The sequence below is a fragment of the Pseudomonas sp. Sample_21 genome, assembly GCF_004307525.1.
Taxonomy (GTDB): domain Bacteria; phylum Pseudomonadota; class Gammaproteobacteria; order Pseudomonadales; family Pseudomonadaceae; genus Aquipseudomonas; species Aquipseudomonas atacamensis.
In genome coordinates this window covers 85,821-99,476 of the sequence record NZ_RCNZ01000088.1, presented here as the reverse complement: position 1 = coordinate 99,476, position 13,656 = coordinate 85,821, and the positions used below count along the sequence as shown (strand labels likewise).

Genomic DNA, 13,656 nt, shown 5'->3' with positions numbered 1-13,656 from the left:
CCTTAGCGCATATCGCGTTCGACACCAGACAGACTCGCCTGGAAAGCCTCACGCGCAAACTGGCGCTCCATATAATCAAGCAGCGGCTTGGCCGGCCGCGGCAGTTCAATACCCAGAATCGGCAAACGCCAGAGTATGGGTAATAGGCAGCAATCCACCAGACTTTGTTCCTCACTGAGGAAGAACGGCTTGTCGGCGAACAGCGGCGAAACGCCGGTCAGGCTTTCGCGCAATTCCTTGCGCGCCACGACCCGTGCTGCCTCTTTGCTCTTGGGATCCAGAATCAGATCCACCAGCCCGCACCAGTCACGCTGAATCCTGTGGATCAGCAGACGGCTGTTGGCCCGCGCCACCGGATAAACCGGCATCAGCGGCGGGTGCGGGTAACGCTCATCCAGATACTCCATCACCACGGTCGACTCCCACAACGCCAGGTCACGATCGACCAGCGTCGGCAGACTGCCGTAAGGGTTCACCTCAATCAGTTTAGGCGGCTGGCGGCCCGCTTCCACGTAAATGATTTCGGCGCTGACACCCTTCTCTGCAAGCACGATGCGCACTCGGTGGGAATAGTGGTCGGCGGGGTCGGAGTAACAGGCCAACCGATTGGTCACGCCCATGGCGATCCTCCTCGCTTGTTGAATTTGTCGGAACCGGAAAAACGCGCGCGCCCAGAGGGCACCTCCCGCAGGGTCTGACTGAGCAGATCCTGCTTTAGCGGAGGCGCCCTTGGGCGCGCGCGATTAACAGCAATGCTTGAAGCGTATCAGTGCACGTCTTTCCAGTATTCACGCTTGAGCAGGTAGGCGAACACAAAGAAGAACGCCAGGTACAGCAAGACATAAGTACCGATGCGCTGATGTTGCAGCTTAACCGGGTTAGCCGAGTAAGCCAGGAAGGTTACCAGATTCTTGACCTTCTCATCGAACTGCTCTTCGTTCAGAGCACCGGACTTCGGCACGATGGTCAACTGATCGCACGCTTCATGGGTCAGCGGCGTGCCGGTCAGCGGATCGTATTGCTTCTTGCCGTCCTCGACGATCTGCACCTGTTTGCAGCCGACGACCTGACGACCTTGCAGGCCGACCAGCACGTTAGGCATGCCGACGTTCGGGAAGACCTTGTTGTTCACGCCCCATGGACGCGCCGGATCTTCGTAAAACGACTTCAGGTAACCGTAGAGCCAGTCGGTGCCGCGTACTCGCGCTACCAGAGTCAGGTCCGGCGGCGCTGCGCCGAACCAGGTCTTGGCGTCGGCAGGCTGCATGCCGATGTTCATGTGGTCGCCAATCTTGGCACCGGTGAACACCAGCTTCTCCAGCATCAACTCGTGCGGGATGCCGAGGTCATCGGCGACGCGCTCGTAACGCTGGAACTTGGCACTGTGGCAACCCATGCAATAGTTGGCAAAGGTCCGCGCACCATCCTGCAGGGCGGCTTTGTCGGAGACGTCGATATCGACACTTTCCAGTTCCGGACCATGACCCTCGGCAGCAAAAACCAGGGAAGGCAGCGCAGCAAAAATCAGAGCAAGAAATAATTTTTTCATCAGCCAGTCACCCTTTCCGGAACCGGTTTGGTCTTCTCGAGCCGGGTGTAGAACGGCATCAGAATGAAGTAGGCGAAATAAAGGAAGGTGCAGACCTGCGACAGCAACGTGCGCCCTGGCGTCGGCGCCAGAACGCCAAGAATGCCGAGAATCACGAAGGAGATGCAGAACACCACCAGCCAGATTTTGCTCAGCCAGCCCTTGTAGCGCATCGATCTCACCGGACTGCGATCCAGCCATGGCAGCACGAACAGCACCGCAATCGCCGCACCCATGGCGATAACGCCCAGGAGTTTGTCCGGCACCGCACGCAGGATTGCGTAGAACGGAGTGAAGTACCAGACCGGGGCAATATGCTCAGGCGTCTTGAATGGATTGGCCGGCTCGAAGTTCGGTTTTTCGAGGAAGTAGCCGCCCATTTCCGGGAAGAAGAACACAATGAAGCAGAAGATGAACAGGAACACCACCACACCGACAATGTCCTTCACCGTGTAGTACGGGTGGAACGCGATGCCATCCAGAGGGATGCCGTTTTCGTCTTTGTGCTTCTTGATATCGACGCCGTCAGGGTTGTTCGAACCGACTTCGTGCAGCGCCAGAATGTGCAAGACCACCAGACCGAGAATCACGATCGGCAGCGCGACCACGTGCAAGGCGAAGAAGCGGTTCAGGGTAATTCCGGAGATCAGGTAGTCACCACGAATCCACTGGGTCAGGTCATCGCCGATCAGCGGAATCGCACCGAACAGCGAGATGATCACCTGGGCGCCCCAGTACGACATCTGGCCCCACGGCAGCAGGTAACCCATGAACGCTTCGGCCATCAGCGCCAGGTAGATCAGCATGCCGAACACCCAGACCAGCTCGCGCGGTTTCTGGTACGAACCGTAGAGCAGACCGCGGAACATGTGCAGATAGACGACGATGAAAAACGCCGAGGCGCCGGTCGAGTGCAGCAGACGCAGGATCGAGCCGTACTCGACGTCGCGCATGATGTATTCAACGGAAGCAAAGGCCTCTTCTGCCGACGGCGTGTAACTCATCGTCAGCCAGACACCGGTGACGATCTGGTTGACCAGCACCAGCAGCGCCAGCGAGCCGAAGAAATAGAAGAAGTTGAAGTTTTTTGGTGCGTAATATTTGCTGAGATGGTCTTCCCACATTTTGGTCGCGGGAAAGCGCGCATCAACCCAATCCATGAACTTGCTCATCACGCTTTCTCCGTATCGACGCCAATGACAATCAGGTCATCGGTCTCATAGGAATGCGGGGGAACTGGCAGGTTCAAAGGCGCAGGTTGCGACTTGTAGACGCGGCCAGCCAGATCGTAGTGGGAACCGTGGCACGGGCAGAAATAGCCGCCTACCCAGTCTTTGCCCAGATCCGCAGGTGCCACTTCGGGACGGAAGGTCGGTGAGCAACCCAGGTGCGTACAGATCCCGATCAGCAGGAGAATTTCCGGCTTGATCGAGCGTACTTCAGGGTCGACATAAGTGGGTTGCGTGGAGTTTTTGGAGGTCGGATCGGAGAGCTGACCCTCGATCTTCTTGAGATTCCCCAGGATTTCCTCGGTACGGCGGACAATGAACACCGGCTGGCCGCGCCATTCAGCAATCATCTGCTGGCCTGGCTCGATTTTGCTGACATTCACTTTCACCGGTGCACCGGCAGCTTTCGCCTTGGCACTGGGAAACCATGACCCCACGAACGGGACCGCAGCCCCCACCGCTCCTGCAGCACCCACCACGGATGTGGCTGCCACCAGGAAGCGACGCCGGCCTGCATTCACGCCGTCATTGCTCATTCAGTCCTCTCCCATCAGCTTTTTTGGCCTGTTAAATCAGGCGTCTACTAAATAAATCAAATGTTACTTATAAAAATTTTGCCCGAATGGTAATGAAAACCCCCAATTCTGACAAGGTTAATTCCCCGGGGCTCAGCCCCTTAAGCCTTGGAGTATAGGGGGTCTACGGCTGTGGCAAGTTGTCACAACGCAATTCTTTGATAAATCGCAGGCATAAAAAAACGCCCGCTTCCGTGAGGAGGCGGGCGTTCTTTTTTGAACGTGGAAGCGGAATTAACGCTTCGAGTACTGCGGACGCTTACGCGCTTTACGCAGACCAACTTTCTTACGTTCAACTTCACGGGCGTCGCGGGTAACGAAGCCAGCTTTGCGCAGAGCGCTACGCAGGGTTTCGTCGTAGTCCATCAGAGCGCGAGTGATGCCGTGGCGGATTGCGCCAGCCTGACCACTTACACCACCGCCGATCACGGTGACGTAGATGTCGAACTTCTCGACAGTCTCGGTCAGCTCCAGCGGCTGACGAACTACCATGCGGGCAGTTTCGCGGCCGAAGAAGTTATCCAGCGAACGGTTGTTGATGGAGATGTTACCAGTACCCGGACGCAGGAAAACGCGTGCGGTTGCGGTCTTGCGACGGCCAGTGCCGTAATTTTGAGTCGCCGACATAATGAACTATTCCGTTAAATCTTCAGTTCTTGGGGCTGCTGAGCAGTATGAGGGTGTGCAGCGCCCGCATAGACTTTCAGCTTACGGTACATGTCGCGACCCAGTGGGTTTTTAGGCAGCATGCCTTTAACCGCGGTCTCGATCACGCGCTCAGGGGCTTTGGCGATCAGCTTTTCAAAGTTGATCGACTTGATGCCGCCCGGGAAACCGGAGTGGGAGTAGTACATTTTGTCAGTGGTTTTAGCGCCGGTAACACGGATCTGCTCGGCGTTGATGACGACGATGTAGTCGCCGGTGTCAACGTGAGGAGTGTACTCAGGCTTGTGCTTGCCACGCAGACGGCTCGCGATTTCGGTGGCCAGACGACCCAGGGTCTGACCAGCAGCGTCGACGACAAACCAGTCGCGCTTTACTGTTTCCGGTTTAGCAGTAAAAGTTTTCATTCTTTATAGCCTCAGGGGCCGCCTGTAAATAAGACGGCGGATCTTACTGAATAGTGCGTACTTTGACAAGTCAAAGGCAGCCGGATACAGACGCTTTCGGGGGCTCGGGTCGGCGCGTCCGTTCAACGGCAAGATTCTTCGGCGGCGGCGCATCACTTCCACTGCAGAAAGAGGTCGGCAATTATGCAGATTGCGAAAAATTTTTCAACCTGCTTTTATGATTGTTTTGCCCAAGGAGCACCCGATGGACTATCGCCAGCTAGGCCGTACCGACCTGAACGTGAGTGCAATCTGCCTCGGCACCATGACCTGGGGCGAGCAAAACACTGAGGCTGAAGCCTTCGCCCAGATTGAACGGGCCAAAGAGGCGGGGATCAATTTCCTCGACACCGCCGAAATGTATCCGGTGCCGCCCAAAGCCGAAACCTACGCCACCACCGAGCGCTACATCGGCAATTACTTCAAGAGTCGCGGTGACCGTTCCGACTGGATCCTCGCCAGCAAGATCGCCGGCCCCGGCAACACCATCGACTACATCCGCGACAAGAACCTGCGCCACAACCGCCAGCACATCACCGAAGCACTGGACGGCAGTCTCAAGCGCCTGCAGACCGATTACATCGATCTGTATCAATTGCACTGGCCGGAGCGCAGCACCAACTTTTTCGGACAGCTGGGCTACAAGCACAAGATCGAAGCCAACCTGACGCCGCTGGAAGACACCCTCGAAGCCCTCGACGAACAGGTGAAGGCCGGCAAGATCCGCCACATCGGTCTGTCCAACGAGACGCCGTGGGGCACGATGCGCTTTCTGGCTCTGGCCGAAGCCCGTGGCTGGCCGCGTGCGGTGTCGATCCAGAACCCGTACAACCTGCTCAACCGCAGCTTCGAAGTCGGCCTGGCCGAGATCGCCATCCGCGAACAGTGCGGCCTGCTCGCCTACTCGCCACTGGCGTTCGGCTTCCTCTCCGGCAAGTACGAAGGCGGCGCCCGACCACCGAAAGGCCGCCTGAGCCTCTACAGCCGCTTCAGCCGCTATTTCAATCCGCAATCCGAAGCGGCGTGCAGCCGTTACGTTGCATTGGCCCGTGAACACGGTCTGGACCCGGCGCAAATGGCCTTGGCCTTCGTGACCCAGCAACCCTTCGTCACCAGCAACATCATTGGCGCGACGACGCTTGAGCAACTGGACAGCAACATTGCCAGTTTTGATCTGAAACTGTCCGATGAAGTGCTGGCCGGGATTGAGGCGATTCACAAGGATCATCCGAATCCCGCGCCGTAACTGACCGCCAAAAGCTTCGCGAGCAGGCTCGCTCCCACAGGTACGGTGATCCCCTGTGGGAACGAGCCTGCTCGCGAAGAGGCCAGTCGGATTACCTCAACAGCGGAACGCGGAGCGTCCCCGGCGGCATTCCCACGCAGAGCGTGGGAGCGATCATCAAAGCGACCGCGCAATAATCTCCTTCATGATTTCATTGGTGCCGGCATAAATCCGCTGCACCCGCGCATCCGCCCACGCCCGGGCCACCGGGTATTCCCACATGAAGCCGTAGCCGCCATGCAATTGCACGCACTCGTCGAGCACTTTGCATTGCAGGTCGGTGGCCCAATATTTGGCCATTGCCGCCGTCGGCACATCGAGTTTGCCTTGCAGGTGCAGCTCCAGGCAGCGGTCAACGAAGACCCGGCCGATCTGGATCTCGGTGGCCATTTCGGCCAGTTTGAAGCGGGTGTTCTGAAAATCGGCAATCGCCTTGCCGAACGCCTTGCGATCGCGGGTGTAATCCAGCGTCCATTGCAGCGCTGCCTCGGCCGAGGCCAGGCCGCCGATAGCCACGGTCAGACGTTCCTGCGGCAACTCCTGCATCAGATAGGCAAACCCGGCACCCGCCTGGCCGAGAAGGTTTTCCTTCGGCACGCGCACGTCCTGGAAGAACAGTTCCGAGGTGTCCTGCGCCTTCATGCCGACCTTCTCCAGGCGCTTGCCCTTCTCGAAGCCCGGCGTATTCGCCTCCACCAGAAACAGGCTGGTGCCCTTGGCCCCAGCCTTGGGGTCGGTCTTGGCCACCACGATCACCAGGTCAGCCAGAAAGCCGTTGGTGATAAAGGTTTTCGAGCCGTTGATCACATATTCCTCACCGTCCAGCACCGCCGTGGTTTTCACCCCTTGCAGGTCGGAACCGGCGCCAGGCTCGGTCATGGCAATCGCCGTGACCATTTCGCCCGAGACCAGTTTCGGCAGATATTTGTGTTTCAGCGCCTCGCTGCCGTAATGCAGGATGTACGGTGCGACGATGTCCGAGTGCAGCGAGAAACCGATACCGGTCAGACCCAGACGCCCGACTTCTTCAATCACCACGGTGCTGTAGAGGAAATCAGCGCCGAGCCCGCCGTACTCTTCCGGCAGATGCGAACAGAGCATCCCCGCCTCCCCCGCCTTGTTCCACAGCGCGCGATCGATGTGCCCCTGCTTCTCCCACTGCGCGTGATACGGCACGGCCTCTTTTTCGAGGAAAGTTCGCACGCTGTCGCGGAACAATTCGTGCTCGGAGCTAAACAGGGTTCTGGGGATCATGCGGCACCTTTCTTTGTTGTTGGAGGGATACGGCTCTCAGAGACTAAGCCCGACTCCTGCTACGGGACACTGGACACATCCGACAAAAAATAAGACGATCCAGCCGTCTGGTGACCACTTTCCCTTATAAAAACAAAACAAAAGTTGAATTATGTCTAAGCACGTCTCCCCGCCCTTGCGGCGCGTCAGCATCCTGGCCATCGACCGGGTTTTCGCTTACACCCTCATGCAGGCCAAGGATTTTTTCCATGTGGCCAGCCTGCGTTACGGCAAACAACTGGGCCACGGCCTGACCCCGGCGTTCGAAACTCGCTTGGTCAGCCCCGATGGCAAACCGGTAAAAAGCTTCAGCGACGTGGTCATGCCGGTCGACGGTGGCCTGGAAAACGCCGACGTGATCATCCTCCCGGCGTTCTGGGACGATTTCGACACGCTGTGCAGCCGTTACCCGCAAATCCTGCCGTGGCTGCGCGAACAGCATGCGCGCGGCGCGGTGTTATGCGGCGAAGCCACCGGAGTGTTCTGGCTCGCCGAAGCAGGGCTGCTCAACGGCAAGGAAGCGACCACTTACTGGCGCTTCTTCAATGCCTTCGCCGAGCGCTTTCCAAAGGTCTATCTGAATCAGGACAAGCACCTGACCGACGCCGACAATCTCTATTGCGCCGGCGGCACGACCTCGGCCTGCGATCTGTACATCTATCTGATCGAACGCTTCTGCGGCGCAAACGTGGCACAAGCCGTGGCCCGCGACATTCTCTACGAAGTGCAGCGCAGCTATTCGCCGGGACGTATCGGTTTCGGCGGGCAGAAGCTGCATCAGGACGTGATCATCCTGCAGATCCAGCAGTGGCTCGAAGAACATTTCGCCGACAAGTTCCGCTTCGAAGACGTCGCCCGCGAGCACGGCATGAGCATCCGCAACTTCATGCGCCGCTTCCAGACCGCCACCGGCGACAAACCGCTGCACTACTTGCAGCGCCTGCGCATCGAGACGGCCAAGGGCCTGCTTTCGGGCACGCGCAAGAGCATCAAGACCATCAGTTACGAGGTCGGTTACGACGATGCGAGCTTCTTCGCGCGACTGTTCCGCCAGCACACCGAGCTGTCGCCGAATCAGTATCGGCAGCAGTTTCAGCAGGCTGCCTGACCCCGGTCAGACTGAAGTCCCTGTGGGTGTAGTCCTCCCACGGGGACTGGCGTGCAAGCTGTGATTCGTCCGACACAAATGAACGAAAACAGAACAACGTCTGGCTGTGTTTTACGACTGTTCGGACGCGCCTGCGCCGACCAGACTACTTCCCAAGCACATCGCATCAGGGAAGATCAACAGTGACCATCGGCTCCAGCTACAACTACCCCTCACAGGCTCCTGGCCTTGAAAAACGCAAAAAACGTTCGCCACAGGGCAAATGGAAAGCCCGTTTCCCCAATCCGCCGGACCTGTGTTTTGACTACCGCGCGTTACTGGAGCAGCCAGGCGGAATCGCCCGAGCGAATGATTCGAGCCATCGGATCTGCATCATCGGCGCAGGCATCACGGGCCTGACGGCAGCGAGAGAATTGCTGCGCTGCGGCTTCACCCAGATCACGCTGATCGAACAGTCCTCGCGAATCGGCGGCAGGCACCTGACCGTTCCCGGCAGTCCCCAATCCAAGGCCAGCCATACCCCATTCGAAATGGGTGCGATGCGTATGCCTTTGTTCAATCGCGAAGGAGAATCGCCGAAGGACGGTCGTTCGCTGATGGCCTACTACGCGACGATATTCGACCTGGCCCTTTCAGACTTTGCCAACCCCGGCAGCCAGTGGGTCAAATCAACCGGCATCTATCTGCGCGAGGGCAGCCTGTCGAAGCAGGCTACGCCGCAAATGCTTATCTGGAAAAACGCCGACGGTCGGACTCGCCCTCCCGGTGAGGAGCTGCAAGCGGTATATGCAAAATGGAGAGCCTTCGCCGACCGCATGACCCGGCACGTTTGCGACAGTTATGCGAGCGAGGAATGGGAGTCCGTGTGGGCAGCTATTGTCGCCAGGTATCACGCCATTTCCTTCCGTGATCTGGTGAGCATGCCGGTGCTGCAACGCTGGGAAAAAGACGCGCCGGGCGATTTTGGCGGGATGGGAATGTCGCCAGAGGAATCGGCCATTTTTTATGCCATCGGCATCGGTGACGGCAGCTGGGGCGCATTTTATGACGTCTGTGCACTGTACCCGCTGCGCACTGCCATATTCGGGTTCAGCAGTCACTTGCAACTGGTGCTGGGTCGGGTAGATGAAAAAGGCGATCCTCTGCCTGACTCTCCGCATATCCGCAGCAATGCGGTTTTCGATTCAACCGGGCTGCAGTTCGAAGGCCCGCGCTACCTCGGTCTCGCGGCGCTGAGTGAAAGCCTTATGTTCATCAAACCTGATGAAACAGCGATGTCTTTCCACGAACACAGCCTGCAATACCGCGAAGGTTTGCTGACCGATAGCGCCGTCACTCGGCTGAAAAAGCTCGACAGCGGTAAAACCCGTGTCTACTACAACTGGAAGCAAAGTCGCCCCCATCAGGCCCAGGAAAATTTCAGCGATTATGACTCCGTGATCATGACGCTGCCTTCGTGGTTGATCGAAACACGAATCAGGCTTGAAAACTTCACGGTACAAATGTTGCCGTTCGAAACGATTAATGCCTACAAGACTGCGCATTGGGAAACCAGCTGCAAGGTGTTCGCTCCGCTGAAGAAATCCTTTCTGTCCGGCAACACCGCTATCCCCCAAGCCATCGTCACGGACAGCTTCATCCACGATGTTTATACCTACCGCTATAACGATCACTACAGCTACGACTGCATTCTTCTCAGTTATACCTGGGAAGATGACGCTACCAAACTCTGCTGTTTCAGCGACAAGGAACTGGTCGCCAAATGTGCCGAAGAACTTGATCGAATCCTGATGAACTGCAGCAATATCGGGCAACGCATCTCGCCTTTCATTGGCCTCAATCAGGCCGTCGTACAGCGCTGGATCACCGATAAGAACTCACTGGGGTGCGCCAAACTTTACCGCCCCGGCGCCTACTACGACGCTGTAAGCCTGATGAAATACAACCGCGAGTATTCCAGTGTTTCGGGGCTGTATTTGTCTGGCGAATCGTTTTCGGTGGATGCCGGCTGGACCGAGCCCTGCTTTCGCGGTGCCATCGATGCTGTAATTCATATTTGCGAAAAAACCTCGGCGCAGTTCAATGGCGGCTTCCAGATAACCGACTATCCACACTACCAGGCCGGACCATGAAGCTTTCAGTCATGCAATTCGGCGTCCTGAGCGTGCACCGTCGATATGTGTTTAATCATCCTAGGAGGTGTACTACAAGCTAACCGGAAAGCGCCGACTTACCTTCCACTGCTGACTCGACTCTTATGTTCCTCCGCCACCCAATGGCGTGCAAACAACAATAAGGGATCATGAAAAATGAGTGAGTCAACCAGCCCCGTTCGTGTCGCGGTCGTGCAATGCGATCCGCAGGTCGGTACGCAAAATCGTGCAGCGAATCTGAGCAACAGCCTGGAGTTGTCACTTCAGGCGGTCAATGGTGGTGCCAACCTCATCGTTTTGCCCGAGCTGACAAACACCGGTTATTTCTTTCGCACTCGACAGGATGCGTTCGATCACGCCGAATCGGTTCCGGAGGGGCCGAGCGTGAGCCGATGGGAGGATTTTGCTCGCCAACATCAGGTGTATCTGGTGGCCGGGCTGACCGAGCGCTACGGAGCGCGCCTTTACAACACAGCCGTGCTGGTGGGGCCTGACGGTTTCATTGGCAAATACCGCAAGGCGCACCTGTGGAATCTCGAGAAGCTCTGGTTCACTGCGGGGGATTGTGGTTTCCCGGTATTCGAAACGCCGATCGGCCGTATCGGCATGCTGATCTGCTGGGACATCTGGTTTCCCGAAGTCCCGAGAATCCTCAGCCAGCAGGGCGCGGACATTATCTGCAGTCTGAACAATTGGGTCTGGACGCCACCGCCACTATTCGATGACGCCGGCAAATGCATGGCCTCGTACCTGACCATGACCGCAGCGCACGTCAACAATGTGTTTATCGCGGCAGCGAGCAGAATCGGCGAAGAGCGCGGTGCTCGCTACCTGGGATGCTCTTTGATTGCCGGCACCAACGGCTGGCCGATCGGCCGGGTCGCATCCGCCGATCAGCAGGAGATTCTCTACGCCGATATCGATTTGACCAGCTCGCGCAGTGCGCCGATCTGGAATGACCTGAACGACCTGCACCGTGATCGACGTTGTGATGTCTACGATCGGATGCTCGGTTACACCCAGCATCCGTGCCTGCCGCGTTGACCGGAGGCCGGGCTATGGACATTCACGCAAAGCAACGCAAAACAATCGTGGCCAGAACCGCGATGGATAGCGCCATCATCGGCCTGATTCTGGGTGCGACCGCATTGATTGCCTGGCTATCGCTCACCCATCATTCGTTGTGGTCGGCACGCTGGCCGGATTACGGCCATATGGTCTCGAGCTTTCCCGACGCTGCTGCCTGGCTGCGCTGGGTGCTCGGGGATATCAGCGAGGTAGCATTCTATAAACACGAGTTTGCCTCGATCGGCCTACTGGCTGGTGCATATTTGGGCTATTGGGCGAATCGAACGGGAAAAGCCTGGCAAGGCTTCACCATCTGTTACGGCAGCGGGCTCTGGCCGTGGCTGGTGACAAGCTCATTGCTGGGCCTGGTGCTGAGCAATCTGCTATGGGGCTGGACTGTCACCGCCACCAGTTGGCAGCCAACCTTTGCGGCATTCGTGTCGTTGCCTGCGGCCATGGTGCTGATGTTCGGTGCCGGCTGGAAAGTTGCCATTAACGGCGCAATCATGGGCGCACTGTGCGTGACACCGCTGTGCCTGCTGATGGTCAATTACGTATGCAACCCACTCGGTCTGCCCGTGGTGATTGGCAATGTTTCGGGCATGGCCATCGCCAGCATCGGCGCCTTCGTGCTTTGTCGCTACGTGCCAAGCCTGGTGAGACCAGCGCAGCTCGAGCCGGCTGCCGAGGAAGTCAGCGTCACCGAGTCCGGCAAGGCGCCGGATTATGGCGTGGTATGGAGCATGCGCCGGGTCTTGGCGGATTTCTCCGAAGCACCTTTCTTCGGCAATGAATGGGCGAGCCTGGGACTGATTGTCGGTGCGTTGCTCGCATTCACGTTGAACCCCATGAGCCCCGTCTACGGCACCGGTCTGCTGCCGCAACTGCTGGCCGGTCAGGCGCTGACCTCGGCACTGGGCGTGTTGATCTGGCGCAGGCAGTGGATGGAGCGCGGTTGGTATCCGACTTATGTGCCGCTGGTGTCCGTTGTTCCGGCTGCGATCCTTACCTTCGGCGGCGCTTGGCAAGTGATCATCTCCAGTGCGCTGCTCGGCGCCCTGATCGCCCCGCCAGTGGCCTGCGCCCTCGCACAGAGGCTGCCAGGCTTTATGCATGGCTTTATCGGCAATGTGTTGTCGATGGCCCTCAGTACGCTTTTGATCCTGCCAATCGTTGGATGGCTCGCCATCCACTGACTTTATCCTGCCCCGGCTGGCTTCTGGATCGTCTCCAGAACAGCCGGTTCTTCGCGAGGTATCACATGGAACTGCCAAAACTGGCCATTGCCGCGCTCGGCGGCACTGTCAGCATGCAATCGACGCAAGACGGCCAAGGCGTCGTTCCGGCGGTGTCCGGCGAAGCGTTGCTGAACACCGTGCCAGAGTTGAATATGCTCGCACGAGCAACCGTCGAGACTTTCGGTCTGTTACCCAGCGCTTCGCTGGATTTCGAATACCTCTTGAACGTATTGGACTGGGCCAACGCGCAGATCAGCCAAGGCGTGGGCGCAGTCATCATCATCCAGGGCACGGACACTCTGGAGGAATCCGCCACTTTCTTCGATTACCTGTGGGCGCACGACGAGCCACTGGTGCTGACTGGCGCCATGCGCTCTGCCATGCAAGCGGGGGCTGACGGTCCGGCAAACCTGCTGGATGCCGGTCGCGTTGCGTTGGCGACATGCAGTCATGGGCGCGGAGCACAGGTGGTTATCAACGGCGAGATTCACCGCGCCAATAGCGTGCGCAAGGTCGATTCAATGGCCATGCACGCCTTCGCCTCGCCCTTGACCGGTCCTGCCGGCTTGTTGGTCGAAAGCGCACCGCGCTACTTTCAGCCGCCCGTTGCGCGCCATGTATTGCCGATGCCGCAAGACACGCTCCCGAAGATCGCGTTGCTGGAAGCATCACTTGGTGCGGACAGTATGCTGTTGGACAAGATAGTCGAGTCGGGTTACGACGGCCTGGTGATCGCCGGCTTTGGTGCAGGCCATGTTTCCACGCACTGGGCCGAGGTCATCGAAGGCATCGCCCGGCACATCCCGGTGATCATTGCCACCCGCACCGGTTGCGGCGCGACGGCGCAAGCGACGTATGGCTTCGCCGGCAGTGAAATCGATCTCACGCGCAAAGGCGCCGTCATGGCAGGATTTCTCTGCCCGCGCAAAGCGAGAATCCTGTTATGGCTTCTGGTTGCCTGCCGACAGCAAGCACAGTTGGTCAAATGCCTCGCTGAATCCACGCCATGA

13 protein-coding genes are annotated in these 13,656 nt (G+C 58.1%); 6 read left to right on the top strand and 7 right to left on the bottom strand.

Features of this window, described 5'->3' with window-relative positions; genetic code table 11:
• Nucleotides 1-2 precede the first annotated feature (2 nt).
• The 6 genes from D8U71_RS16075 to rplM all read right to left on the bottom strand — a co-directional run bounded on the left by D8U71_RS16075 (nt 3) and on the right by rplM (nt 4,462).
• Nucleotides 3-620, bottom strand: coding sequence for a glutathione S-transferase N-terminal domain-containing protein (locus D8U71_RS16075; protein WP_007961620.1), 618 nt, complete (start codon nt 618-620; stop codon nt 3-5).
• A gap of 146 nt (nt 621-766) precedes the next feature.
• Nucleotides 767-1,549, bottom strand: a complete 783-nt coding sequence (locus D8U71_RS16070; protein ID WP_024014251.1) for a cytochrome c1 — start codon at nt 1,547-1,549, stop codon at nt 767-769.
• Complete coding sequence (locus D8U71_RS16065; RefSeq protein WP_024014252.1) at nt 1,549-2,760, bottom strand: cytochrome bc complex cytochrome b subunit; 1,212 nt, start codon at nt 2,758-2,760, stop codon at nt 1,549-1,551. The genes D8U71_RS16070 and D8U71_RS16065 overlap by 1 nt, the downstream gene beginning before the upstream one ends.
• Nucleotides 2,760-3,353, bottom strand: coding sequence for a ubiquinol-cytochrome c reductase iron-sulfur subunit (gene petA, locus D8U71_RS16060; protein WP_007917031.1), 594 nt, complete (start codon nt 3,351-3,353; stop codon nt 2,760-2,762). The genes D8U71_RS16065 and petA overlap by 1 nt, the downstream gene beginning before the upstream one ends.
• 273 nt (nt 3,354-3,626) lie before the next feature.
• On the bottom strand, nt 3,627-4,019 hold the full coding sequence (rpsI, locus tag D8U71_RS16055) for a 30S ribosomal protein S9 (protein ID WP_003228056.1): 393 nt from the start codon (nt 4,017-4,019) through the stop codon (nt 3,627-3,629).
• 14 nt (nt 4,020-4,033) lie between these two features.
• Nucleotides 4,034-4,462 (bottom strand): 50S ribosomal protein L13, encoded by a 429-nt coding sequence (gene rplM / locus D8U71_RS16050; RefSeq protein WP_003228062.1) that lies wholly within the window; start codon nt 4,460-4,462, stop codon nt 4,034-4,036.
• A 244-nt stretch (nt 4,463-4,706) separates the two neighbouring features.
• Between rplM and D8U71_RS16045 the strand changes: the two genes are divergently transcribed.
• Nucleotides 4,707-5,747 carry an NADP(H)-dependent aldo-keto reductase gene (locus D8U71_RS16045; protein ID WP_024014253.1) on the top strand — a complete coding sequence of 347 codons (1,041 nt, stop codon included), beginning with the start codon at nt 4,707-4,709 and terminating at the stop codon, nt 5,745-5,747.
• Nucleotides 5,748-5,903: 156 nt separating this feature from the next.
• Here the strand turns inward: D8U71_RS16045 and D8U71_RS16040 are convergent, their stop codons facing one another.
• The gene (locus D8U71_RS16040; protein WP_125925709.1) at nt 5,904-7,040 is read right to left on the bottom strand and encodes an acyl-CoA dehydrogenase family protein; all 1,137 of its coding nucleotides are present in this window, start codon (nt 7,038-7,040) and stop codon (nt 5,904-5,906) included.
• Between the two features lie 250 nt (nt 7,041-7,290).
• Here D8U71_RS16040 and D8U71_RS16035 point away from each other — a divergent pair, with 250 nt between their 5' ends.
• From D8U71_RS16035 to D8U71_RS16015, 5 genes are all read left to right on the top strand, one after another.
• A complete protein-coding gene (locus D8U71_RS16035) occupies nt 7,291-8,187 on the top strand; it encodes a GlxA family transcriptional regulator (protein WP_162999820.1) in 897 nt (298 codons plus the stop codon).
• A gap of 182 nt (nt 8,188-8,369) precedes the next feature.
• Complete coding sequence (locus D8U71_RS16030; protein WP_130888194.1) at nt 8,370-10,319, top strand: FAD-dependent oxidoreductase; 1,950 nt, start codon at nt 8,370-8,372, stop codon at nt 10,317-10,319.
• A gap of 177 nt (nt 10,320-10,496) precedes the next feature.
• Nucleotides 10,497-11,384, top strand: a complete 888-nt coding sequence (locus D8U71_RS16025; protein WP_130888193.1) for a nitrilase family protein — start codon at nt 10,497-10,499, stop codon at nt 11,382-11,384.
• A 14-nt stretch (nt 11,385-11,398) separates the two neighbouring features.
• Complete coding sequence (locus tag D8U71_RS16020; RefSeq protein ID WP_130888192.1) at nt 11,399-12,604, top strand: hypothetical protein; 1,206 nt, start codon at nt 11,399-11,401, stop codon at nt 12,602-12,604.
• 65 nt (nt 12,605-12,669) lie between these two features.
• On the top strand, nt 12,670-13,656 hold the full coding sequence (locus D8U71_RS16015) for an asparaginase (protein WP_130888191.1): 987 nt from the start codon (nt 12,670-12,672) through the stop codon (nt 13,654-13,656).

Coding starts and splice junctions, on each gene's coding strand:
- D8U71_RS16025 (WP_130888193.1), top strand. CDS start 10,497: ATGAGTGAGTCAACCAGCCCCGTTCGTGTCGCGGTCGTGCAATGCGAT.
- petA (WP_007917031.1), bottom strand. CDS start 3,353: ATGAGCAATGACGGCGTGAATGCAGGCCGGCGTCGCTTCCTGGTGGCA.
- D8U71_RS16015 (WP_130888191.1), top strand. CDS start 12,670: ATGGAACTGCCAAAACTGGCCATTGCCGCGCTCGGCGGCACTGTCAGC.
- D8U71_RS16020 (WP_130888192.1), top strand. CDS start 11,399: ATGGACATTCACGCAAAGCAACGCAAAACAATCGTGGCCAGAACCGCG.
- rpsI (WP_003228056.1), bottom strand. CDS start 4,019: ATGTCGGCGACTCAAAATTACGGCACTGGCCGTCGCAAGACCGCAACC.
- rplM (WP_003228062.1), bottom strand. CDS start 4,462: ATGAAAACTTTTACTGCTAAACCGGAAACAGTAAAGCGCGACTGGTTT.
- D8U71_RS16045 (WP_024014253.1), top strand. CDS start 4,707: ATGGACTATCGCCAGCTAGGCCGTACCGACCTGAACGTGAGTGCAATC.
- D8U71_RS16040 (WP_125925709.1), bottom strand. CDS start 7,040: ATGATCCCCAGAACCCTGTTTAGCTCCGAGCACGAATTGTTCCGCGAC.
- D8U71_RS16075 (WP_007961620.1), bottom strand. CDS start 620: ATGGGCGTGACCAATCGGTTGGCCTGTTACTCCGACCCCGCCGACCAC.
- D8U71_RS16065 (WP_024014252.1), bottom strand. CDS start 2,760: ATGAGCAAGTTCATGGATTGGGTTGATGCGCGCTTTCCCGCGACCAAA.
- D8U71_RS16070 (WP_024014251.1), bottom strand. CDS start 1,549: ATGAAAAAATTATTTCTTGCTCTGATTTTTGCTGCGCTGCCTTCCCTG.